This window comes from Polystyrenella longa (assembly GCF_007750395.1).
Taxonomy (GTDB): Bacteria; Planctomycetota; Planctomycetia; order Planctomycetales; family Planctomycetaceae; genus Polystyrenella; species Polystyrenella longa.
On the sequence record NZ_CP036281.1, the window covers coordinates 4,866,965 to 4,889,742 of the forward strand.

General features: G+C 50.4%; 17 protein-coding genes. 11 read left to right on the forward strand and 6 right to left on the reverse strand.

Annotation, left to right across the window (positions count from 1 at the left end; all coding sequences use genetic code 11):
* Positions 1 to 4 precede the first annotated feature (4 nt).
* Positions 5 to 2,686, reverse strand: coding sequence for a DUF1553 domain-containing protein (locus tag Pla110_RS18085; RefSeq protein ID WP_144997799.1), 2,682 nt, complete (start codon positions 2,684 to 2,686; stop codon positions 5 to 7).
* A gap of 608 nt (positions 2,687 to 3,294) precedes the next feature.
* Between Pla110_RS18085 and Pla110_RS18090 the strand changes: the two genes are divergently transcribed.
* The 3 genes from Pla110_RS18090 (at position 3,295) to Pla110_RS18100 (ending at position 7,560) form a co-directional block, all read left to right on the forward strand.
* The gene (locus Pla110_RS18090; RefSeq protein WP_144997802.1) at positions 3,295 to 5,211 is read left to right on the forward strand and encodes a peptide-binding protein; all 1,917 of its coding nucleotides are present in this window, start codon (positions 3,295 to 3,297) and stop codon (positions 5,209 to 5,211) included.
* 100 nt (positions 5,212 to 5,311) lie between these two features.
* Entirely contained in the window at positions 5,312 to 6,298 is a 987-nt protein-coding gene (locus tag Pla110_RS18095; RefSeq protein ID WP_144997804.1) for an ABC transporter permease, read from the forward strand.
* 131 nt (positions 6,299 to 6,429) lie between these two features.
* A complete protein-coding gene (locus tag Pla110_RS18100; RefSeq protein ID WP_144997806.1) occupies positions 6,430 to 7,560 on the forward strand; it encodes an ABC transporter permease in 1,131 nt (376 codons plus the stop codon).
* A 54-nt stretch (positions 7,561 to 7,614) separates the two neighbouring features.
* Here the strand turns inward: Pla110_RS18100 and Pla110_RS18105 are convergent, their stop codons facing one another.
* A complete protein-coding gene (locus tag Pla110_RS18105; protein WP_144997808.1) occupies positions 7,615 to 8,415 on the reverse strand; it encodes a phytanoyl-CoA dioxygenase family protein in 801 nt (266 codons plus the stop codon).
* 128 nt (positions 8,416 to 8,543) lie between these two features.
* Between Pla110_RS18105 and Pla110_RS18110 the strand changes: the two genes are divergently transcribed.
* Together Pla110_RS18110 and Pla110_RS18115 are read left to right on the forward strand one after the other, a co-directional pair.
* Positions 8,544 to 9,182, forward strand: coding sequence for a DUF1802 family protein (locus Pla110_RS18110; protein WP_197440273.1), 639 nt, complete (start codon positions 8,544 to 8,546; stop codon positions 9,180 to 9,182).
* A gap of 578 nt (positions 9,183 to 9,760) precedes the next feature.
* On the forward strand, positions 9,761 to 9,994 hold the full coding sequence (locus Pla110_RS18115) for a carbon storage regulator (RefSeq protein WP_144997812.1): 234 nt from the start codon (positions 9,761 to 9,763) through the stop codon (positions 9,992 to 9,994).
* A 26-nt stretch (positions 9,995 to 10,020) separates the two neighbouring features.
* Here the strand turns inward: Pla110_RS18115 and asnB are convergent, their stop codons facing one another.
* Both asnB and Pla110_RS18125 read right to left on the reverse strand, forming a co-directional pair.
* Positions 10,021 to 11,904, reverse strand: a complete 1,884-nt coding sequence (gene asnB / locus Pla110_RS18120; protein WP_144997814.1) for an asparagine synthase (glutamine-hydrolyzing) — start codon at positions 11,902 to 11,904, stop codon at positions 10,021 to 10,023.
* 78 nt (positions 11,905 to 11,982) lie between these two features.
* Complete coding sequence (locus Pla110_RS18125) at positions 11,983 to 12,864, reverse strand: lipopolysaccharide kinase InaA family protein (RefSeq protein ID WP_144997816.1); 882 nt, start codon at positions 12,862 to 12,864, stop codon at positions 11,983 to 11,985.
* A 328-nt stretch (positions 12,865 to 13,192) separates the two neighbouring features.
* Here Pla110_RS18125 and Pla110_RS18130 point away from each other — a divergent pair, with 328 nt between their 5' ends.
* Positions 13,193 to 14,152 (forward strand): hypothetical protein, encoded by a 960-nt coding sequence (locus Pla110_RS18130; RefSeq protein ID WP_144997818.1) that lies wholly within the window; start codon positions 13,193 to 13,195, stop codon positions 14,150 to 14,152.
* A 290-nt stretch (positions 14,153 to 14,442) separates the two neighbouring features.
* On the opposite strand, the gene Pla110_RS18135 is transcribed toward Pla110_RS18130, so the two are convergent.
* Positions 14,443 to 14,952, reverse strand: a complete 510-nt coding sequence (locus tag Pla110_RS18135; protein WP_144997820.1) for a hypothetical protein — start codon at positions 14,950 to 14,952, stop codon at positions 14,443 to 14,445.
* A 336-nt stretch (positions 14,953 to 15,288) separates the two neighbouring features.
* On the opposite strand from Pla110_RS18135, the gene Pla110_RS18140 reads away from it, so the two are divergent.
* The 5 genes from Pla110_RS18140 to Pla110_RS18160 all read left to right on the forward strand — a co-directional run bounded on the left by Pla110_RS18140 (position 15,289) and on the right by Pla110_RS18160 (position 21,615).
* Positions 15,289 to 16,452, forward strand: coding sequence for a M24 family metallopeptidase (locus Pla110_RS18140; protein ID WP_144997822.1), 1,164 nt, complete (start codon positions 15,289 to 15,291; stop codon positions 16,450 to 16,452).
* Positions 16,453 to 16,857: 405 nt separating this feature from the next.
* On the forward strand, positions 16,858 to 18,330 hold the full coding sequence (murC, locus tag Pla110_RS18145; RefSeq protein ID WP_197440274.1) for a UDP-N-acetylmuramate--L-alanine ligase: 1,473 nt from the start codon (positions 16,858 to 16,860) through the stop codon (positions 18,328 to 18,330).
* Complete coding sequence (gene murB, locus Pla110_RS18150; RefSeq protein ID WP_144997826.1) at positions 18,290 to 19,168, forward strand: UDP-N-acetylmuramate dehydrogenase; 879 nt, start codon at positions 18,290 to 18,292, stop codon at positions 19,166 to 19,168. Before murC ends, murB begins: the two co-directional genes overlap by 41 nt.
* A gap of 343 nt (positions 19,169 to 19,511) precedes the next feature.
* Positions 19,512 to 20,474, forward strand: coding sequence for a D-alanine--D-alanine ligase family protein (locus Pla110_RS18155; protein ID WP_144997828.1), 963 nt, complete (start codon positions 19,512 to 19,514; stop codon positions 20,472 to 20,474).
* A gap of 187 nt (positions 20,475 to 20,661) precedes the next feature.
* Positions 20,662 to 21,615, forward strand: coding sequence for a cell division protein FtsQ/DivIB (locus Pla110_RS18160; RefSeq protein ID WP_144997830.1), 954 nt, complete (start codon positions 20,662 to 20,664; stop codon positions 21,613 to 21,615).
* 203 nt (positions 21,616 to 21,818) lie between these two features.
* Here Pla110_RS18160 and Pla110_RS18165 read toward each other — a convergent pair whose 3' ends face one another.
* Positions 21,819 to 22,577, reverse strand: a complete 759-nt coding sequence (locus Pla110_RS18165; protein ID WP_144997832.1) for a hypothetical protein — start codon at positions 22,575 to 22,577, stop codon at positions 21,819 to 21,821.
* Between the last annotated feature and the right edge of the window lie 201 nt (positions 22,578 to 22,778).

Consider the following 22,778-nt stretch of genomic DNA (forward strand, 5'->3'; position numbering starts at 1 on the left):
GTCTTTATGGTATGAAGACAAATTCGTTGTGATTAAACAGCACGTGAACCAGGTTTTCCCGCGCTCGCATTTCCTGATTACTCGAAGCCGGTACGGAAGGTTCAGGACCTCCCTCAATTTTACTCAGGCTGGCCGGTTCCGTTAATAAACCGGATTGATCATTCAAGAATCGCAGGCAAACTTCCATCTCTTCAGCGGAAGGCTTCCGTGAAAGGAGATTCTCAAACAGCTCTTGGATGAAGGCTTCTCGTTCTTCTGAGGCATCGGTAATTTTGCCAGCATATTTCCGTGACAATTCGACCGAAAGTCGGCTGTTAGCCAGTGCCAGCGCCTGTTGTGGGATAATGGTGACTGCCCGACGATAGCATTCATTCGTATTCGCTGCGTCAAAGACTTCCATGAAGGGCATCATTTTTTCGGGAGCGTGACGGTAATAAACGCTGCGGCGGTAGGTCGTTTCTCCCAGTTCGGCATCCAGCTCCGGCCCTTGAAGAGTCCGATTCAATTGATCGGTCACGGCCAATACGGAATCGCGAACGACTTCTGCTTCGGCTCGTCGTCGGTTCATTCGCCACAAGTAATGGTTGTCCTGATCCTGTGCGAGGTTCGACTCATGGCCGGATACATTCGCCTGGATACGATATAGGTGCGACGTCGTCATCAACCGGTGTATATGTTTGAGCTGCCAACCGTTCTCCATCAACTCGACAGCCAGCCAGTCGAGAAGTTCTGGATGCGAAGAGGGTTTGCCATTCAATCCAAAGTCGAAAGTGGTCTCTACCAGCGGTTCACCGAAGTGCCGCATCCAGAGTTGATTCACAGCAATACGAGCGGTCAAGGGATTGTTTCGATCCGCCAACCAGCGGGCAAACGCCAACCGGCGACCACTACTCGTTTTCGGATATGTTTCCGTTAAAGGTTCATAATCGGCAGCCAACTCTTTGGCATTCAGTTCCGCCAATGCTTTGGTGGAAGACTCAACCGTTTTCGCAGCTTTATCGATGGCAGATTTCTTTTTACCTGCATCTTTTTCTTCGCTACGCTCTGCTAGGTCTTGTTTAACTCGAGCATCCAGTAACGCCAGTTCAGCTTCGGCAACGGCAACATCTCGCTGATTCTGAACCGCCTTCTGCTGTAACTCTGCCAGGTTTGCAGCTGGTATCTTGCTATATCGGGCAATGTCTGCTTCCGCTACGGCTTGATGAGCCGCAAGTTTCAATTCCCGGGCTTTGACTCGCTGCTGATGAGATTGATCGTGTAACTCAGCAGAGGCTTCGGGCAGTTTCGCCTTTTCATCTCCGAGGAATTTCTCATAACCCTGTCGAGCCTGGTTTACGCCTGCTTTGGCTTCAAGAAAAATGTGTTCACGGATTTCAGGACGAAAGCCGGGATAGAACGCTTCAGGAGGTAAATCGATAGCTTCGACTTCGAAGTTGGCGAGATCTTCAAACAGTCCAGGTAACCCTGGGCCGAGTGGATCATCTTTGACCGGTTTGTCTTCGCTTCCCCGTTCGAATAGATAGGTGGGTGCTTCCAGATCGGCGTCGTAGACCAATGAAACACCGTCTTTGACGGTATCTGCTGTCTCTTCCAACCGGTCGATACGTACGTGGTGCGGTTCGAAGATCGCGCGAAACTGAAAGTAGTCCTTCTGACTGATCGGGTCATACATATGATCGTGGCAGCGAGCACAGTTCATCGTCACGCCCAGAAAAGCTTTACTGGTGTGTTCGACCGTATTTTCCATCCACGTATTGCGATTGAATTTGAAGTAGTTCCGCACTAGGAAGCCAGTGGCCCGTGCGGTATCCATGTCGCCCGGGTGTAATTCATCGCCGGCGACCATTTCCATCATCATGTCAGAGTACGGTTTGCCGGAGTTCACGGAATCGACAATCCAGTCACGCCAGCGCCACATGTGGCGACCGCTGTTCCGCAATTCGGCCCGGTAACCGTACCAGTCACTGTATCGCCAGACATCCATCCAGTGCCGTCCCCAGCGTTCGCCATGTTCGGGGCTGGCAAGCAATTCGTCGATCACGGTTTCGTTGGCAGTCGGGCTTTCGTCCGCAATAAAACGGGCGACTTCGTCTGCGGTAGGTGGTAAACCAATCAAATCGAGATAGACACGTCGTAACCACAACCGTCGATCGAGATCGGCTACCGGTTGCAGACCTTGTTTTTCATATTGCTGATAGATGAACTTGTCGATCGGATTTTCAGGCCAGCCTGAATCGTTCACTTCGGGTACTTCAGGTCGGACAGGTGGAACGAACGACCAATGCTCCCGTGGGCTGGTCAATGCAACTTCATCATCCGGATAGGTTGCCCCGGCATCGATCCAATCGATGATGGCCTTTTTCTCCTGCTCCGTTAAGGGAGCCCCCTCCATCGGCATTTCCAGAGCGTCGTTTCGTCCGAGAAGTACATCGACTAACAGACTTTCTGCGCTGTTCCCTGGTTTAACGAGGGGGTCACGTTCTTCCGGGTGCAGCAGAAATTGTCCGGCATCAACGCGCACTCCCCCTTCTTGTTCGAGCGGACCATGACACATGACGCACCGCTGCGCGAAAAGTGGCTTCACTTTTTTAAGATAAATCTCGCTGGCTTTGTCTGCTTGTACAGGGGAAAACAGAAAGAAGAAAGTGAGGCAGGTGAGAATCAAGTTCCGGTGGGACAATAGCATTTCGCAATCCAGAAGATAGTGGCGCGAGGTTTCAGAATACGTAAATCAGGGTTTCAGCGGACCCGTAAGAGCCAGCGAAATCGATACTCCATTATCCGGAGAATCACTCTCCAGCGGCTGATACCGATTCAGGTGGAAACCTATAGTATAACATAAGCGAAATTCAATTTGATGCAATGGATAATTCATTGTAACAATGTAAAATACGGTTGTGTCAAACGGGTTATAAGGATAGCTCACCTGTTCAGGTGCACCATCATCAACCGACCCGATTTCAAATGTCGATTCAGCAATTCCTCTCACGAATACGACCTTCCTATCGTACGTAATTCAGACGCAGGAAGGTACTACCTAATTTCCCGGCAGACCGGTCTTGCCCGATTTTGCCTCGTTTGCCAGAATCAAACGGGGACATGAACGACGTTTAAGTCGTGCTAAGCCCGGTTCCCACTTAGATTAATAAAAAATCTCCCACTTGGCTTCATTCACCGAAAACCAGGGGTAGTCCCCTTATGGTCTGCCCGGAGAGACTTTAAGATAAATTCATCAAGCCCGCTTTCGACATAGCAGGTTTTGGTGTTTTCTCTAACCAGACAGGATTATCACGGATGGATACCAGCAGAAATTCTTTCTTGGCGCTCGCTGCACTGCTCGCCCTCATCGCCGTCTTTCCCGGTTGCTCGGACTCTGAAAAAGCAGACTCCAGCAAAGACGAAGTCAAATCACTGGTCGAACCCTTTGATCCTCCCACCCTTGAGGAATTGGATGCCAAAGCGGAATGGGAAGAAATGCCTGTTCTGGATTCGATGAAGCTGATGCAGGAACGACAGGCCAAAGAAGAACCGCTGGCCACTTATGACGAAGCAATCTCACTGAAAAACAATTCCGATGAAGACAATGCCAAAATCCTGAGTGCCATGGGCCGTGGCCCGAAAGAAGAGTCGGAAATCGACTACGATGCCGTCATCAACCGGCACGTTTCTTCGGATATGAAAAGTACAAACCCGCTTCTCGGCAGTTCGGCAATCGAGTTCGAAGTTGTAGGCCAAACCAGTTTCGGCCTGTTCAGCTTTGATTGGGACTTCAATCCCTTCGCCGTCGAAGCCACCGTAAAATCGTGGCATTCCAGTAAAGACCGTCTGTATGACAAAGTTGTCATTCGAGATGATCTCGTCTGGTCTGATGGAACACCGATCACCGCCCACGATGTCGCTTTTTCATTCCGCACCATCATGAACCCAAGCGTCCCAGCATCGGCAGTCCGTTCCGGAACAGATCAGTTGCGTTGGGTAGAAGCGTATGATGACCACACAGTCGTTTTCTTCCACAAGGAATCGCTCGCCAGTAACGTCTGGAACGTGAACTATCCCGTTATTCCCAAGCATGTTTATGAAAGTCTGATCGACAAAGATCCTTCACTGCAGGAAGATCCTCAATTCGTCGCTCTGGAAAACGAACCCATTGTCGGTGGGCCTTATAAAATGACTTCGCGCACACGTGACCGAGAGGTCGTTCTCAGTCGCCGCGAAGAATGGTATATGAAGGATGGCAAACAAGTGCGACCGAAACCCCGATTCAAGGAGATTCGGTTCCAAATCATCCGAGAACCCGATACTGCGCTGCTGTCGCTCAAGAAAGGGGACATCGATGAGATGGGTCTCAACTCGGAACAGTGGAGCAACCAGACCAGCGGAGACGACTTCTACGAGAAAAACACCAAAGTCACCGGACCAGAGTGGACCTATTTTTACTTCGGCTGGAACACGGAAAACCCTCTATTCAAAGATAAACGAGTCCGTCAGGCCATGTCCTGGGCGTACAACTACGACGAACTGATCAATAACTTTCTGCATGGATTAAACCGGCAGTCAGTCGGAATTTTCCATCCAGACTCCTGGATGTTTCCTAAAGAAGAGATCACACCTTACGAGCAGAATTTCGAAAAGGCGGTAGCTCTTTTGAAAGAAGCAGGTTGGGAAGATCACGATGGTGATGGAATCCTTGATAAAGAGATCGGTGGCAAGCAGGTTCCCTTTGAATTTACTTTGCTGTGTACTAATCAGCCTCGTTCCGTGAAAATGTGTACTTTAATGAAGGCAAATCTGGAACAAATTGGTATCCGCTGTAGTGTCCGTCCACAGGAGTTCACTGTGCTGATGGATAAAACATTAAACCATAAATTCCAAGCCTATCTGGGTGGCTGGGGAACGGGTGCCGATCCATCCACTGCTAAAAACATCTGGACTACCAACGCCATTAAAAATGGTCGTAACTATGTCTCTTACGAGAACCCCAAAATTGATGAGCTTTTTTATCAGGCCGAACGGGAGTTTGACCGCGATAAACAGGCGGAACTTTATTCACAGATTCATCAGATTCTCTGGGAAGATCAACCTTACACCTGGTTGTTCTACATGAACGGCTTTCATGGATTTAATAAGGACGTGCGCGGTTACGTCTGGTCTCCCCGAGGCCCGTTCGGTTATGGCCCCGGCTTTGATCACCTCTGGAAAGCGGTCGACTAGTCTCGACAATCAAGCTCTTGTAAATGGATGAGACTTTCGGACAAATTGAACTGTCCAGTACTTTGCCACCTCCCTTTTGGCATGGGATCATTACGGATATATGTACTCTTACATCATTCGACGTTCGTTGATTGGCCTCGTAACGTTGCTGATCATCACGTTTATCGTATTTGGCTTGATCCGGAATATTCCGGGGACCCCATTCACGATGGCGCAGGCTGAACTACTCGACCCCAGCAAGACCCTCGGCACGGCCGACGTGAACCGGCTCAAGGAAGCGTACGGACTTGATAAACCTTGGTATGAATCGTATGCCTATTGGATCTGGAACCTGGCTCAGGGAGATCTCGGAAATTCATTCGATGAAAAGATTCCGGTTACCGAGGTCATTGCGAACCGCTTTGTTCCGACGTTGATCGTTTCTCTCAGTTCGTTGTTCTTTACGTACATCCTGGCGATCCCGATCGGCCTCTATTCGACTGTCTACTACGAAACGGTTCACGAACGTTCGGTGAGTATTCTGCTGTACGCTCTGTATTCGTTCCCGGTAATGGTGGCGGCCCTGATGTTGCAGTTCTACTTTGCCTACAGGCTCGATTGGCTCCCCCTTACAGGAATGCGAACGACTCAGGGTTTCGACGATCTTTCCACGTTCGGTCAAACCTGGGATATTACTAAACATGCTATTCTCCCGGTAATTTGCTCTTCATATGGCGGCTTGGCTTACTTAAGCCGATTTGTGAACTCCAACATGCAGGAAGTCATCCGGTTAGATTTCATTAGGACCGCTCGGGCAAAAGGAGTCGGGCCACGAGATGTGATTATTAATCACGCATTTCGTAATACACTCATTCCGCTGATCACGATTTTCGGCCTGACATTGCCCGGGCTATTAAGTGGCTCGATCATTATCGAAGGAATTTTCCAGTGGCCGGGAATGGGGCAGCTCTTTTTCGAGTCCATTCCAGAACGGGACTACCCAGTCATCATGGGACTGACGCTCATGTTCTCTGTCCTCACGTTACTTGGCCAGCTTCTGGCTGACGTTCTCTATGCCTTTGCCGACCCAAGGGTTCGACTTTCCTGATTTCAGAGATCTTTCTTCTCGAGGAAGTCTCCCTTGAAGCCCTCTTTGGTTTTCTTCATTCCTGAACTCGATTTCAACACGCGACAATCAAACCATGTCCTGCTGAAACTTAACTCATACAGTTAGCAGAAATGTCGGATCAGCTCCTTCCTGAAAATGATAAAGTGACCCTCACCGGCAGTCTCGATGAGCTGGAAACGACGGTCACGGTCGTAAAATCGCCCAGCTTCTGGAATGAATCGTGGCATCGATTCAAGAAAAGAAAGCTGTCGATGCTGGCGCTCGGATTCGTCGGATTTCTCACCATCGTGGCACTTTGCTCGCCAATGATCGTGGGAACACGCCCTGTCGTGTGTAAGTACAAAGAAAATATTTACTTTCCTTGCCTCTATTATTTCAACGCATCCTGGGAAAATCCGATCTTCTTTAAGGACGGATTTCGCCAGCGATTTTATGAGAACCTCAAAGAAAAAGATCCGGAAAGTTGGGCAGTCTGGCCTATCGTCTATCAATCACCCACCCGGCGCATCACGGAAGGGGAATTCGGTAACCAACCTGCCAGTCCACTTCTGCAGGAGAAACCGAACAAATACCATTGGTTCGGAACCGATGACGACGGAGTCGACGTGTTTGCGCGACTTGTTCACGGAACCAGAATCGCGCTGGTGGTCGGTTTTCTTTCGATGGGAATTGCCAGCTTTATCGGCATTGTCGTCGGGGCGCTCGGAGGATACTTCGGTGGCTGGGTGGATACGATTCTCAGCCGCATGACTGAAGTCGTTATGTGTGTGCCTACTTTAGTGTTGATCCTGGCGATGCTCGCGATTGTGGAATCCACGACGATTTATCACCTGATGGTAGTCATTGGTTTGACTGGCTGGACCGGTATTGCCAGGCTGACACGCGCGGAGTTCCTCAAGCTGAAGGAGATGGAATTCGTCTCTGCCGCTCACTGCCTGAGCCTGAGCAACATGCGGATTATTTTCCGGCATATCCTGCCCAACTCTCTTGCGCCAATTCTCGTGCCGATCAGCTTTGGAATTGCCTCCGCCATCTTTACGGAGAGTGCGTTGAGCTTTCTCGGTATGGGTGCCGAACCACCTACCCCCAGTTGGGGGCGACTCCTCAGCGAAGCGAAGAAGTCCGATTCCCAGTGGTGGATGCTGACATTCCCCGGAGGAGCCATCTTTCTGGCGGTGCTCGCGTACAACCTGATCGGCGAAGGGCTCCAGGCCGCAACGGATCCCCGTCGCCGCGATTAATTCATGTCAATGATTTCGGTGGTACTGCGATAACGATGATTCTGCAATTCAGGTTCAGGCATCTGTGATGGACTGTAACTGAGTCCAATGCGTTTCGCCAATTCTTTCGACTTCGGCGTCATCGATTTTCACCAGTGGTGTGTATTGCGGATGGCGGACTTGTCGGTACGGGTTATTCTTCTTTGCGTTGTAACAGCAAATGAAGGCCCATCTAGGATTTTCACTTTTGTTCTGATCAGAGCGATGCAGTAAATTGCTGTGGAACAAGACAGCATCACCCGGTTCCAATTGCACATGAACCAATTCCAACCTCTCCAGGGCGACTTCCACCCGTTCCGGATCGGCCCCCGTCTGTTCGCCCACCTGTTTGTGGTCGACGCGCCCCATCAGATGTGATCCGCGTATCACTTGGAGGCAACCGTTTTCGGGGGTCGCACGATCAATGGCCACCATGGCGCTCGCCATCATGGGGAATGGACAGCAGAAGTTGTACCAATAGCCATAATCCTGATGCCACGCCCAGGCGCCCCCTTCACGAGGCTCTTTGAGGATCATCTTGTTGTGGTAGTGATAAACTTCATCACCCACTAACTGTTCCATCGCATCGACCAAACTGCGAGAACGAACAATCGCACTGTAGATGTCATTCTCATACAAGTCGTTTTTAACCTTTAGCTTAATTGCGCCTCCTTCGCCATCATCGCGAGAAGCCGCTTCGCGGAGCAGGGCCAGATCCGCCCGTGCGATTTTACTCAACAAGGCCAACGTCTCCGGTCGCAACATGCCCGGAATGATCACAAAACCATCAGTCGAGTACCGAGCCAACTGGGTTTCATCAAGTTGAAATCGTCGCATCGCCGGGATTCCTACTGTTCATCTATCGAGAGACGGAAATAATGAAGACGAGTGTTTATTGTATTCAGCGCCATAGAGAGATAAACAGTCGAATACAACATTATTCCGTCAACCAACAGGTTGCCGGGATGAAATTTGATCACGAACGGGAGACAGAATTGACCTCAGTCCCAGCTCAACTGGAAACGGATATCGCCTTGAAGGAATGGGCGATCCTCTGTGCAGCACTAGCTAGCGGAAAACAGACGATACTGGTGCGCAAGGGTGGCATCGCGGAAGGCCCCGACGGTTTCCAACCGGAACACCCGACATTCTGGCTCTTTCCCACAAATTTCCATCAAGCGGAAACTGCGTTAAACAACGATGGAAAAGCGTTCCTGTCACATCCCGACATTAAATCGAATTTGACGCCGCCTCCCGCTGAACAAATTGTACTAAAACATGTAGGACAAATTGAACAAATCATCCGACTGGAACAGGAATCACTACTCCCGTTCTTGAACACGTTCCAACTCCTTTCACCGGAAACACTTTCGAACCGATTTCACTACAAGGAACCCGGATTATGGGTCATGGTTGTTCGTATCTATCAGGCACAAGACCCGATCGTCATTCCCGATTCACCTCATTTCACAGGATGTCGTAGCTGGGTCGATTTGCCTCGGCCTTACAGCTCTCCTCAGGCAGAACCCGTCCTCTCTGAGGAAGAGTTTCAGGATCAAGTCCGCAAACTGAATTCCGTGCTGTCTGAAAACGCGATCGGTTAAACGAAGTACGTATGTCTTAAGTCTGAAACTGATCGACATGAAAGTCGACAAAGCATACAAACGTCGCTTTGGTACAATAGAGCTGATGACCAATCCCGAATCGTCTGTCAAGTTAAAAGCGAGTTTGGATGTCAAGGTTTAACGAGTCGCTCAAACGCGATCTCAAAAATGAACGATCGCGCGGCAATCTGAACTTGCTCAATCGCTGTTCATCTTGCAGAATGAAAACAGAAGTTAGAAGTCGTCGTTAAACACTTCAACTTTCTTCCTTCGCCAAAGAGGATCGCCTCACACTCACTTCTTTCCAAGCCGATCATCTTCAGTTTCACACTTAGACGAATTGAATATTCCAAAGCCACGGGCACCGTATCTGGAAGTCAGGTTCTCTGCCCTCCATCGGTATTCTTCCCACGGGTTCCCGCTGATGTCGTTTGTTTCAACGTCGGACTATTCCTTCGTCAATAATTCTCAAGCTATTCCTCAGACTGAATTATCGATTTGCCCGCAAATCGTTCAAAGTCGTTGATTGAGATCTTTTAAAAACAATTCTTTTTCAACAGCCATAATAAGGTACCGCGATGCATCTGATTTCACGCAGCATCCAGCAAAGTGTTGTTATAGACGATGATATCCATGTTACCATTCTTGAAATCAAAGAGGACCGAGTGATCCTCGAGATCCATTCCCCCAGTGCTCAGGTCCCTTATCGGATCGAAACCTTGTATATTCAATCCAATGAAGTAACGAGGATTGATTCCGAGAGTACCAACGCAACTGAAGAGACTCCCGAACTGGTCGGAGCGCGGTCTTAAGTGTCGAACGAACTCATTTCGTGAGCTCAACTTAAATAGTTGCGACACCAGAGTTCGAAAGTCAGCAACGCGTACAATCGTGACGCATGATTTCGCTGTCCCCGCTGATGCTCTGCGAGATATTTCTCAACCACTTCACGACGAAAGTAGCGTTCCGTCGCCACGGATTCGTCCACCAGCTGTGTTTTCAACCAGCCGGAAAGCTCTCCCGCAAACCATTGCTTCACTGGAACGCCGAAACCTCGTTTCGGCCGTTTAAAGATTTCTTCAGGCAAGTCCTGTTGTGCCAATCGCCGCAGTGCGACTTTGGTCTCGAAAGTCGTCGCCTTCATGTTGAGTGGCAGGCGGGCCGCCTTCTCTGCCAGCTGGTGATCAAGAAAGGGTGCCCGAGCCTCGATGCTGCCGGACATCGTCGCGTAATCTGTTTTCAATAGCAGATCGCCGACGAGGTAATCACCACAATCGATCTGTAACATACGGTTAAGTACATCATGCGGACGCTCCAGGTCAGCCGCCATGTCATCAATCGCTGCCAGCGGAACGGGAATTTGCTCGCGGAATTCAGGTTGATATAGCCGATCCCGGTCCCAGCCTTCCCAGAAGTTCTTGAAGTACCCCGAAACATGTTCGGGAAGACCCCAACGGGCCAGACGGGCCGTCATTCTTCGTCGACCTATCGGGTCGGCTTCGCACGCTGCGAGATTGCCTGTCGCAAACCAGCTAGGCAGACTCGACTGCATCAACCGCACAAAAGCGGAAGACTGCGACGCCCGCATATGTTTTCCATAGCCGGCAAACAGTTCATCTCCCCCGTCGCCTGTCAAAACGACCTTCACATGTTCGGCAGTCTGCTCGCTTAACAGCATCAGAGGCAGGGCGGCGGAGTCCGCCAGAGGTTGGTCGAAGAACCGGATCGCCTTTTCCAGCCAAGTCTGCAGGTCACCAGGGTCAAATCGAAAGACGTGATGCTTCAAGTTAAAATTTTTGCTGACAGTCTCTGCGTATTCCTGCTCGTCGTATTTCGTTCCTGGAAAACTGATTGAAAAAGAACTGAGGGGTTGATCCAAAACACGATGACAAACCGCCGCAATATACGAGGAATCGAGTCCTCCACTGAGAAACAGTCCGACAGGCACGTCACTGATTAAGTGAGAACGCACCGCTTCTTCAATATCGTATCTGAGTTCACCCAGTATTCGCTGTTGTCCTACTTCGTCGGCGAGAGGTTCCGGTTGGTAATCGAGTTGCCAATACCGGTGCAGGGTTAATTCACCCCCGCGCAGCAGAAATGAATGCGCGGCCGGGAGTTGATGAATACCCTTAAACAGGGTGCGTGGCTGAGGGATGAACTGGTAGAACAGGAACTGATCCAGCGCAGCCGGATTAAGCTCTGGTTTCACCGCAGGGTGCGCCAGCAGCGACTTAATTTCAGAAGCAAACAGGAACTGTTGATCGTTCCAACTGTAAAAGAAGGGTTTCTGACCAAACCGATCGCGGGCACCAAAGACGATTTCCTGTTTTAGATCATAAATAACGAAGGCGAACATGCCTCGAAGACGCTGCACCATCTCGGGGCCGGCGTCTTCCCACAGGTGAACAAGCACTTCTGTGTCTGAATGTGTTCGAAACTGATGACCTTTGGATTCCAGTTCCGCTTTCAATGGTTCGTAGTTGTAGATTTCACCGTTAAATACGACGACAACCGTTTGATCTTCATTCCACATCGGTTGCTGGCCATCGGACAAACCGATGATGGAAAGACGCCGATGGCCTAAACCGCAGCGCGCAGAAACATAGCTGCCCGCTTCATCCGGGCCGCGATGCAGCATCGCATCCCGCATCGCCTGCAAAGCTTGCTCCTCAAAACCGGCCTGCGGTTCTTGAATATACCAACCACAAATTCCGCACATAGGCAGGGGAAATCATTTCATTGAGAAGTTAAATCATCGTTGAAAATAGAACAAACATCGCTGAAAGTGATGATCGCATCAATTCGCTTTTCTGCGCCGCCGGTTGCGTTTGTCGACCATCACAGTTAACCGACGCCAAACATCCTTCCACGTCAGCGAAAGTTCAGGATTGGCTGTCAGATAGGCACGCAGGAACCTGCATCTTGTCGAACGGGAGATTAACCGCGTCTGCAGTGCATCCCGGGCGACCCGCGAAAGATTCCAAAGCCATCGGTCCACGTTACCAGTGGAAGCTGTCGCTCCGTCCAGATCGATAATAAAGACCCGAGGTTTTTCGGCGACCCCGTCAATCAGTAGATTGGAAAACTTTAAATCGCGATGACAGAAACCGGCCTTATGCATTCTGCCAAGGACTGTAGCTAACTCCCTGGTCACCGACCAGACCTGTTTACGGACATGGGGATCGGTCTGAACAATCTCCAAGGTGAGCGATGCAAGTTGAACGTTGAGGTCACGACAGTCGGGTAACCATTCGAATCCGAGGTAAGCCGGGTCGTTCCAGCTCCAACGCGCCGGCGGTATGACCCACAACGGTTCCGGTGTGGGAATTCCAGCGTCCAGAAATTGATGCCCCAGTTCAAACGAATGCCGAGACCGATCCTGTAAACGAACGAGAGAAGTACACCGTTTGAGCCAGTTCTTGCGGAACACTTTCTTGTATCCACAAATCGTTACGGTTTCGCCCAGGTTCACGGGCAATACGACAAGCAAGGCCGAGAGACTCTGCTTAAAAACTTTGGCCTCTGATCGCTTAAATAATACTTCGGGATCATGCAACAACTCATGGAGTGCTGAGGCGCTAACCCGTGAAGAGGCCCAGCCTGTACGGCGACCCAGGATTTGTACATGCGGCAAGTTCGAAGTCATTTTTAATTCGGTTCGAGGGCAGTTACTGGCCATCCGGGTCCTTTTTCCGAATCGGAGTCAACATTCGCTTAATTGCAGTTTTTACAAAGCAAGCCAGTATACAGATCCAGTATGGCCCGAGGAATTAATCACTTTTGCATTAATTACAATTATGCCGAAGGGCTTCGGCGCTCGCAGGGGAAATTTCTTAATTATGTATCTTCCCAATCAGTCAAAAGTTACGCAACTCGCCTGATTGGAAAAAACAATCTTAGGAAGATTTTGGCCCCGATTTTGCAACCAGTCGATATCGAGACCAGGAGGTCTTGCCGTCCCAAGGAAGGTGACGGGATTACAACTCAGAAGCAAGGATGCTAACCAGATGAGACTCCGTCTGACAATCTATCTGTCATTGCTGCTCTGTAGCTCAATAGCCTATGGAGCCAAATATAAAACAGACAACTTCGTCGTTACTGCTCCCTCGGAAATCATTGCGAAACAAGTCGCGCTGACTGCCGAAGACTGCCGCAAGGAAATTGCCATTGCCTGGCTGGGTGCAGAACTCCCGGGCAATTGGGAAAATCCCTGTAAAGTTTTCGTCAAAGTCGGACAGCTCGGGGCTGGGGGCGCAACGACCTTCAAATTCAACAGAGGAGAGGTCTACGGTTGGGACATGGAGGTTCAAGGAACGCTCGAACGCATCCTGGACTCGGTTATCCCACACGAAGTCAGCCATACCATTTTCGCCTCTTACTTTCGGCGCCCGCTTCCCCGCTGGGCTGACGAAGGGGCCGCAACCATCGTAGAGCATATCTCAGAAAAGAGACGACAGCTCGATTTATTGCACGACGTCATTGACTCGGACCGACGAATCCCTGTCAAACAGTTATTGGAAATCACTGAATACCCGAAAAACCCACAGGATGTCTTCACACTCTATGCAGAAGGGTTTTCTCTGGCCGATTTCCTGATTGAAGCAGGGGGGAGGAAGCGATTTCTTGATTTGATCGACGTGGCTCACGAACAGGACTGGGAAACCGCCTTTCGTAAAATTTACAAACTGGACGACCTCAACCAACTCGAAAACCACTGGCGAAAATGGATAGTCGCAGGAAGTCCTCGAAACCAGAACAATCTCGACGGAGTAGAAGTTGCCGTTGCTGAAAAATCGAGCGAAGACTCTTTGATCCGCGGACAATCACCTGATCCCAAACAGATTTCGAAACCAGTTTTCGAGAGTTCACCCAAAATGACTGCTGATCGTTCCCTGTTAATTGAAGAGTCAGCGGATCGTCTTGAAAGACCGCAACCGCTGCTGTTGCGGATTTCTTCCAAGCGATAATTTTGAATACAACCCTGTGATTGACTTCTTTGAAAATGATCTTCTCTAACGACCCTAATTTTTTTGTTCTCTTCCCTAACGACAAGAACGACGATTATCCATTTCATCAGGCCAGTTTCCCACACTATTCACTGGTCTGGTAACGACTGATTGGCGAGGCAACACCCTCTCTCCCCCGTTGCTTCTAATAATTCAGCTGTTCGGACCCTGATTCGTCGTACAGAGCCACCGCGAAAGCGGTGGCTTTTTTTATTTCCAGTTGGTCGAAAACGGAAGCCCACACCCTTCGATTATCGTTTCCCTTTGAAACGAGGAGCCAGGGGAAGATCGTTCTCAACAATCGATTCCAAATGTCTGAGGATTCGAGAAGTCAAATCCACCCCGGAAGGAACCTGCCTGTGGACGGTGAAGTCATTCGCTTTTAATGCCTCAGCAAGACCTGCTAGCCCCTTTAAAGTCTCTTTTCGAAACAGATTCAGTTCATCCGGTTCCAGGTCATGTCGCAGCAAATCGGTTTTGACGCGATCCGTCTCCGGGTTCACAGATCGCACCCGTTCCAGTCGCGCCAGAGTGGTTTCCTGAGTACGAAACAGATATCCCTGAACGAACGCCCGTTTGAGCCGCATTTCAGGATCGAAGTGAAATACAGGGTCAGGCCCTAAGAAACAGGATAAGTCACCCAATCGGCGATAGCCTAAAACGAAAGGCTCGCTTTCAGACGGCAGAGACAATTCGACTCGCTCGACGAGCGCCGTCGCTTCCTGCATCAAATCTTCGCGGTCCGATTCCTGGTGCGCCATTTTTCTTGCAAAGCCTTTCCTTATCCCGCATAGTATTAGGTAATCAGATAGATGTTGAATCTATTGCAGTATTGTTACGCTGTCTGGTTTTAAGAGGAATTTGTCTACACATGGGCCAATAGACATTTTCCGTTCTGGGGATTTTTTCGTTCTTCTAAGACTATTTGGAGTCGATGCAAAGTAAACAATTTGTACGAGTCCTCCCCGGTTCCTTGAAATTAACAAGACTGAATCCATTAAACAGGTCTTTCCTTCCGGAAGTGGAAATAATTACTGACGTCAGAATCCTGTATTGGATATGGAAATTCTGAAACCAAGGCTGCCTGGAAATCCTGAATGTCGTTTGTGACCCATCGTTACAGCTTGCCCGTCTCTTCTGCGGAGATCAGCACCATTGACCCGCAACGACTGTTAGAAGTCGATGAGAAGCACAAAAAGCTGATTGAATTTCTCGAATCGCATCAGCTCGATGCCCTGTTACTACAGAAACCGGAAAACCTTTCCTGGTTCACTGCGGGTGGTGATTTTGCGCGCATGGGATCCTCCGAGACAGCAGGGTCGATATTCGTTACGCCTGCGGCGAGGTTACTGGCGACTAATTCGATTGATGCCGCTCGGATTTTTGATCGCGAGATCCCCGGTTTCGGCTTCCAAGTCAAAGAACGCCCCTGGCATGAGTCTCCTGAAACCTTGATTGAAGACCTCTGCCGAAGTCGCCGTGTCGCCAGCGATACTGGTCAACACTCCACCAAAGATGTCTCCCTGCACCTTAAAAACTTGCGTGTTTCCTTAACAGAGCGTGACTGCGGCTTGCTCCGAGAATTGGGACGAGATATTTCGCATGCCGTAGAAGCGACCGCAAGAAATCTGCAACGGGGTCAGACGGAAGCAGAGATTGCGGCACAACTGGCCCATCGACTCATCAAAAGAAATATTGTCCCCGACCGGATTCAGGTACTGGCCGATGGGCAGAGCCAAAGATATCCCTCCTGGAGTTACGGCGATGATCGAGTCGAACGCTATTGCATCATCTCTGCCGTAGGTCGGCGGAATGGTCTGCATGTGGGAGCCTCACGTACCGTCAGCTTCGGCGCTTTGCCGCGTACTGTTCGTGATGCGCACTTCCGTGTGATGCTGGTTCAAGCGACGGGCATGCATTTTTCTCAGCCGGACTGGGAAATGTTTGAAATTTGGAATCGAATCCAACGCATCTACGAGAAGTTCGGTCACCCCCTCGAATGGCGACGAGCGGAACAGGCATCCGTCATGGGGTACAAAGCGAGTGAAGTCCCCCTGGTACCCAACAGCCAGTTTCGCCTGGAAGAAAACATGGTGCTTCATTGGCACCCTTCCATCGGAGCCGCAATGGTTGGTGATTCTATCCTGGTAGCAGAGGGTGGGTTTGAATTGTTAACGCCACTCGATGAATGGCCGAAAATCAAAATCGAAGTCAAAGGCCTCCCAATCTATCGCCCCGACATTCTGCAGCGTCCGGAATGAAACCGGGTCCGTTGCAGGCAGCGCAAAATGAACGAAAAATCTTCGTTCCATTCGATTTAAGCAGGAGTCGACGAGGGTTTGCACTTTTCATGAACCGTCAGTCTGTCGATAATGGCCCATCCTGGTTCTGCTTTTCTGGAAAATGACTTCCGAAAAATCTTACCGGACACATACCCCATTTTATCTAACCGGCATCGAACCGGGGCTGACGAGTAAGGCATCTGGAGAAGCCGCCTTTTTGCCGCACTACCGGTCAAGCCCTTCCGTTTACACAGCCGATGATTTTGAGGCACGAAGCAACCGGTTGCATCGAGGAACTTCGCTCGAGTAACTGCAGGCATTATATCCCCACGCCGGATATGATCGACACGTTGATTTCACTGGAACAGGATGTTCAGTTCAACTATGACCAAACTTCAACTCAATTCGGCTTCCGCCTCCTCCACCCCCACCAGCCCTGTTCCCGTAAAAAAACGTAACAAACTGGTGGAGTCCCTGCGTAAAGTGCATCTCGTGGGGATCTGCGGTTCCGGAATGAAAGCGTTAGCGGAATACCTGACTGATTGCGACATAGAAGTGACTGGATCCGACTTATCCAGTTCTGAAGAACTGTGGCTGGCCATGCAAGAACGAGGATGGAACGTCCACCACGGGCACCAGGAAGACCACCTCGCCTCTGATGTGGATCTGCTCATTTACAGTCCCGCAGTAACAGAAGAGAATCCTGAACGTGTTTCCTCACAACGGCAGGGAATTGCACAACTTTCCTACACAGAGTTTCTGGGAAAATTGCTTCAGGACGAGACAGGCCTGTGCATCGCTGGAACCCACGGAAAAAGCACCACCACGGCGATGACCAGCCACATTCTGGAATCCTCTCGCCTGAACCCCTCCGTTTTCGTCGGAGCTGAGTTATGCGGGTATGAGCGAAGTGGCTGGGCAGGTGCCGGCGACCTGATGGTGGTCGAAAGCTGTGAGTACCGTCGTCATTTTCTGAACTACGCCCCCCAGTTCGCCGCCATTCTGGGGATCGAAGCAGACCACTTTGATTGCTATGCAACGGTTGAAGACGCTATTGGTGCTTATGCTGAATTTGCCCGCAATGTCTCCAAAGAGGGTACTTTACTAGTTTCTGCAGATTCAGAAGCGGCAGTAGAAGCAGCCAAAGGTGCCTCTTCAAAGGTAGCGACCTTCAGCGTTCAAACGATGGCCGATTGGTGGGCCACAGATATTCGCAGCACTCCCACTGGCCAACGATTTCGAATTTTCCATCAAGGCGAATTCTTTTCGGAGATTGAAATTGATCTTCCTGGAGAACACAATGTCTCCAATGCTCTGGCAGCAACCGCGATCTGTTATTACGCCGGATGTTCGCCAATGCAGATTCGTGCGGCACTCGCCCGCTTCGAAGGCTTAAAACGTCGGTTCGAATCGGTCGGTTCGTATCGGGGTGTGACGTTAATCGACGATTACGCTCATCATCCGACGGCTGTTGCGAAAACGCTGACCGCTGCTCGGCAACGTTTCCCAAACAGGCGTCTATGGGCGGTTTACCAGCCTCATCAAGCTTCTCGCACCACGGCGCTGGAAAAAGATTTCGTCGATGCATTGGAACTTGCGGATGAAGTAATTATCGCTCGTACATTTGCTGCTCGGGAATCGTCTGCAGAGACAGAAGACCGCACGGCTGTTCAGTTGGCCGAGAAACTCTCCGCCAGAAACGTGTCGACTCTGTACTGTGGTGCCCTTGACCAGTTGATCGAATCTTTAGACGATGCACTTCGACCTGGGGACGTTCTATTAACAATGGGTGCAGGAGATATTGATCGGGTTCATAATGCCTTCACTAGACGACTTTTCCGAAATCACGCTTCTTAATGAACCTCTCGCTAAGCATACCTGGCTTGGTGTAGGAGGACCTGCTCAATACTTCATCGAACCCCGCAATTTTGACGAGTTGCGCGACGTTGTTCGCTGCTGCCATGAAACGGAGACCCCGATTCATATCCTCGGCGGAGGATCCAACGTCCTCGTCCGGGACGAAGGAGTCAGCGGGGTTGTTGTTCATTTCAAAGCAGACAATTTCTCTGACATATCATTCGAAGGATCCGAGGTCCGGGTGCAAGCCGGGGCACTGCTTTCAAATGTCATTTCTCGCTGTATCCAGGAAGGGCTGGGCGGACTCGAAACGCTGGCTGGCATTCCAGGAACCATCGGTGGTGCCATCTCTGGCAATGCGGGTGGCAACAACGGTGATATTGGTCAGTTTGTTAAAGAAGTACGAGTACTGACCTCCACGGGTGAAATTAAAACACGCACGGCGGAAGAAGTCTCTTTCAGCTACCGCCAATCCACGTTGACTGATCTTGTCGTCCTGGAAACATTGTTTTCGCTCAAAAAAGAAGAGCCGGACGAAATCAGCCAGCGGATGCGTAAAACCTGGATTATGAAAAAAGCGACTCAGCCGCTCTCATTCCAGTCGGCAGGTTGTATTTTCCGAAATCCACGGGGAACCAAAGCAGGTGCTCTGATCGAACAAGCGGGTCTCAAAGGAACGCGAGTCGGAAATGTAGAGATCAGCGATCGTCACGCGAATTTCTTTGTCACACAGCCCGGCGCCACAGCAGAGGACATTCTGAAACTGATCGATTTAACTCGCTCAAAAGTGAGTGAACAACACGGAATTGATCTAGAGTTGGAAATTAAGATCTGGTAAATGTTTAGGCCAGTCCCAACGCCCACGGGTTGATTTCAACTCGTTTCGGGAATGGCATCGAGTTCAAAAGACTGTGTTTTCAGAATTTCTGAGCTCTACCTAAAACACACGAATTGGTTTTCAGACACGATATTGCATCTTCAGAATGAGTACAGCCCAGGGAATCGGGCAGGCTCCTGATGATTTCCGTTCTGAAACCACCTGATTAATCACCCTGATAACGTCTCGTTTTTGTATTTCAGAAACCGCCGGGCCGGCACTCTACTTGGTTTGCTCCCACCCTGCAGTCCTACTGAAGATCACTCAAACGAGGTAAGACCAAGCCAGGTGCACGGAGGCTTCCATGGCAGATTTCGACTTTCTTTCCGGCGATGTTTTGCGAATCGTAGTTCTTGCAGGTGGAGATTCCGCCGAGCGGGAAATCAGCCTTCAAAGTGGGGCTACAGCCACCGAGGCGTTGAAGAGTCGCGGACATGAGGTTGTGCAAGTCGATCCCGCTTCGGAAGACTTGGCCACGCGCGATTGGAGCGACTGCGACGTCGCCTTCATCGCATTGCACGGCACCTATGGCGAAGATGGTGGAGTTCAGCGCCTGCTGGAGGAACTTGAAGTTCCTTATACAGGCAGCGATTCTTCAGCATCACGACTCGCCTTCAGCAAATCAGCGGCGAAAGAACGTTTTCTGCTTTCCGGTGTAGATACACCGGCGTACGTCCTCATTCACGAAACAGACGACGCCACCTCGATTCATCAGAAAGCGAACAGTATTGGCTACCCCCTCGTCGTCAAACCAGACGCACAAGGTTCCAGTCTGGGAGTCACCATCGTTCGCAGTCCGGAAGACCTTCCGCAGGCTCTGGCCCGCTGTTTCCATTACGACTGCTTCGGATTGATGGAACAGGCGATTGAAGGAACAGAATGGACGATGGGAATCGCTAATGGCGAACCCTTGCCCCTGATACAGATTGAATCTGAACGGGAGTTTTACGATTACGACGCCAAATACGTCGATGACGAAACTCGGTTTCTGTTCGAATTTGATCTCGAAAGCCCCACGATTGGTCAGATTGAGCAGCTTGCTTTAGCCTCTTTCGACTCGCTGGGCGTCTCCGGTATTGCCCGGGCGGATATCCGTCTGGATCGTTTTGGCAAACCGTGGATTCTGGAAGTGAATACGATTCCTGGGTTTACGTCACATAGCCTGATTCCAATGGCTGCCGAACAACAGGGAATCGAACTGGGTGAATTCTTCGAGCGGACCGTACGCGCCGCCCTGCAGAACAGCTTTCTGCGTCGTCAGAATTAGCCCAGTCCGCATAGTCAAAGTCGCTCTTTTTAAAAAGAGGCTCCAGGGCCAACCGGACTTTTCCGTAACGGAACTGCGGTCGATGTAGATCGATAGGGAAGTATCAGAACAGGGTCGTTCTGCGCACCAACAGGCCTCGTGCGGTTAAGTCTCGTATTTCACTGGAAGAAATTGCGGCTCACTTTTCATGTTATTCGCGAAACAGAAAAAAAAACCAGGCAAACGCAAACAGAAAGAGAAACCGAAGCAACAGAACTGGTTCACCAGAAATCTGTTTCGTCCGTTTCCTCTATTATGGCTGGCGTTGATCGCGACTTTGATCGTGTTGGCCCCGCGCGTTTATAAAAAGCTACCTGACCTGACAAGCCAACACCGGTATCAGTTAACGTCGTCTGACATCACCTTGGAAAACCGACCTGATTGGGTTCCCGCCCATTTCCTCAACGCTGTGCTCTCCCATAATCAGATTCCCGATAATGTGCTGGAACCGGAGTTAGCGCGAACGATCTCTACCTGGTTCGAAAAGGAACCTTGGGTGAAGTCGGTCGAAGCCGTTCGAATTGGGTATCCCCCTTCTGCATCGGTGGAATTAACATTTCGCGAGCCGGTTGCGGTAGTGGAACTCGAAGGAAAACTCCATCCCATCGATGTCGATTCCGTGATTCTTCCCAGTGAAGACTTTGCCCCAGCAACACTCGAACGATTCCCCGTGCTACATCCATCGAAAGTTCCACCTCCTTTGTATGTGGGAAGCGCCTGGGACGATCCGGTGATTCGTAAAGGGGCCAAATTGGCGAGCGAAATTAAACCTTACTGGGGCAACTTTGATTTTGTTGCAATCCGCGCACAGCAAGATCAACGGAATCGTGCCGCAACAGGGCAGGGTGAATTTGACCCGACCTTTGAAATTGTGTCCGCATCTGGTTCCATCATTGTCTGGGGACGCGCACCAGAGTCGACTCATCCGGGCGAACTTACCTTTGACGAAAAGGTTCGTCGACTGATGGCTTATCAGAAAAGGTTTGAAGGCTTTGCACTGCCCAGTGGTCCCTACGAGATTGATATTACTCACTGGACCGATATTTCCCGTCGGGTTCTTAAAGAAGCCGCAGCAGAAACCGATGCCCGCTTAAGACGTTAAAATCTCAGGAATGGTTGTGACCTGCCTCCCTAAACCGAGCCCAGATCCTGATATACAATTCAGGGTTCTGGATCAGAAAAGGAGGCCCTCATGCCCGCAAAACGACATTCATCCGAACAGATCATCACCAAGCTCCGGGAAGCGGAGGTCCATCTCTCTCAGGGGATGATTATCCCTCTGAAGTGCCAAAACCCATGGGCGTATTACAAATGGCGTCGGGAATACGGCGGACTGCAATCAAGGATCAGATGGGAGGCGTTTTCCAGGAAGCCATCGTCGCCGGAGAGGTTACGTGCAACTTGTGTCACCCATTGTTTATTCGGGTTGGTAGTGATGCCTGCGATCTCGACTTTACGTGACTTCAGCTCCATCACCACCATGACGTAGAACGTCGTTAGACCGGTCTTCGTCCAGACTTCTACCGTGGTGAAATCGACGGCGAAGATGGTCTCCCAATGAGCTCTGAGAAACGTCTCCCAGGATATTGAAGCAGGGCGATCGGGAGCAGGCTCGATACCATTGGCCTTCAGCACATTTCTGACAGTCGTATCGGTGATGTGAAAACCAACGTTTGCCAAGGCACCTTGAATTCGATCAGCTCCCCACGTGGGATTCTCTTTCGCGAACCGCAGGATCAGTTCGACGATCTCCTGTCGAACGCGCGGGCGCACAACTTGTTTCTTCTCCGACGAGTAGTCCCATTTCCGGGCAATCAACTCCCGGTGCCAACGGAGAATGGTATCGCGAGTGAAGATCGCGCCGAGTTCACTTAGCAACTTTCGACCAAGCTGCTTTCCTTTGACTGCCAGGCGACGACGCTCGTTATCGTTCAGTAGGATCCGTTTCTTACCGAGTTTATCGCGGAGGATACTATTTTCAGTCTTCAGGTATTCAATCGCCAGTTGTTGTTCGCGATTCACCCAACTTACCAACGCGAATACCAGCAGGTGCCAGGGCTGCATCACAAATTCCATCTAATCAGTTACCAAAGTGCAGGGGAGGGTTACTTTGGAACTATAACCATTCTCTGAGCCGTAGCACTCTCGAAACGTGTATCGCTGCCAGTCTTCACGACCGGAGGCAACGGTTGTACTGAATGTAGCGGCGAGCGTTGTTGTCAACTCGTCTGAGAATCAAGGCCGTTGGTGTCTCGCAGATCCCTA

Excerpts from the sequence above, each read along its gene's own strand:
- Pla110_RS18085 (WP_144997799.1), bottom strand. The coding sequence starts at position 2,686 with ATGCTATTGTCCCACCGGAACTTGATTCTCACCTGCCTCACTTTCTTC.
- Pla110_RS18155 (WP_144997828.1), top strand. The coding sequence starts at position 19,512 with ATGGCAGATTTCGACTTTCTTTCCGGCGATGTTTTGCGAATCGTAGTT.
- Pla110_RS18165 (WP_144997832.1), bottom strand. The coding sequence starts at position 22,577 with ATGCAGCCCTGGCACCTGCTGGTATTCGCGTTGGTAAGTTGGGTGAAT.
- Pla110_RS18135 (WP_144997820.1), bottom strand. The coding sequence starts at position 14,952 with ATGGCGCACCAGGAATCGGACCGCGAAGATTTGATGCAGGAAGCGACG.
- Pla110_RS18160 (WP_144997830.1), top strand. The coding sequence starts at position 20,662 with ATGTTATTCGCGAAACAGAAAAAAAAACCAGGCAAACGCAAACAGAAA.
- Pla110_RS18115 (WP_144997812.1), top strand. The coding sequence starts at position 9,761 with ATGCATCTGATTTCACGCAGCATCCAGCAAAGTGTTGTTATAGACGAT.
- Pla110_RS18090 (WP_144997802.1), top strand. The coding sequence starts at position 3,295 with ATGGATACCAGCAGAAATTCTTTCTTGGCGCTCGCTGCACTGCTCGCC.
- murC (WP_197440274.1), top strand. The coding sequence starts at position 16,858 with ATGACCAAACTTCAACTCAATTCGGCTTCCGCCTCCTCCACCCCCACC.
- asnB (WP_144997814.1), bottom strand. The coding sequence starts at position 11,904 with ATGTGCGGAATTTGTGGTTGGTATATTCAAGAACCGCAGGCCGGTTTT.
- murB (WP_144997826.1), top strand. The coding sequence starts at position 18,290 with ATGCCTTCACTAGACGACTTTTCCGAAATCACGCTTCTTAATGAACCT.
- Pla110_RS18130 (WP_144997818.1), top strand. The coding sequence starts at position 13,193 with ATGAGACTCCGTCTGACAATCTATCTGTCATTGCTGCTCTGTAGCTCA.
- Pla110_RS18095 (WP_144997804.1), top strand. The coding sequence starts at position 5,312 with ATGTACTCTTACATCATTCGACGTTCGTTGATTGGCCTCGTAACGTTG.
- Pla110_RS18125 (WP_144997816.1), bottom strand. The coding sequence starts at position 12,864 with ATGGCCAGTAACTGCCCTCGAACCGAATTAAAAATGACTTCGAACTTG.
- Pla110_RS18110 (WP_197440273.1), top strand. The coding sequence starts at position 8,544 with ATGAAATTTGATCACGAACGGGAGACAGAATTGACCTCAGTCCCAGCT.
- Pla110_RS18100 (WP_144997806.1), top strand. The coding sequence starts at position 6,430 with ATGTCGGATCAGCTCCTTCCTGAAAATGATAAAGTGACCCTCACCGGC.
- Pla110_RS18140 (WP_144997822.1), top strand. The coding sequence starts at position 15,289 with ATGTCGTTTGTGACCCATCGTTACAGCTTGCCCGTCTCTTCTGCGGAG.
- Pla110_RS18105 (WP_144997808.1), bottom strand. The coding sequence starts at position 8,415 with ATGCGACGATTTCAACTTGATGAAACCCAGTTGGCTCGGTACTCGACT.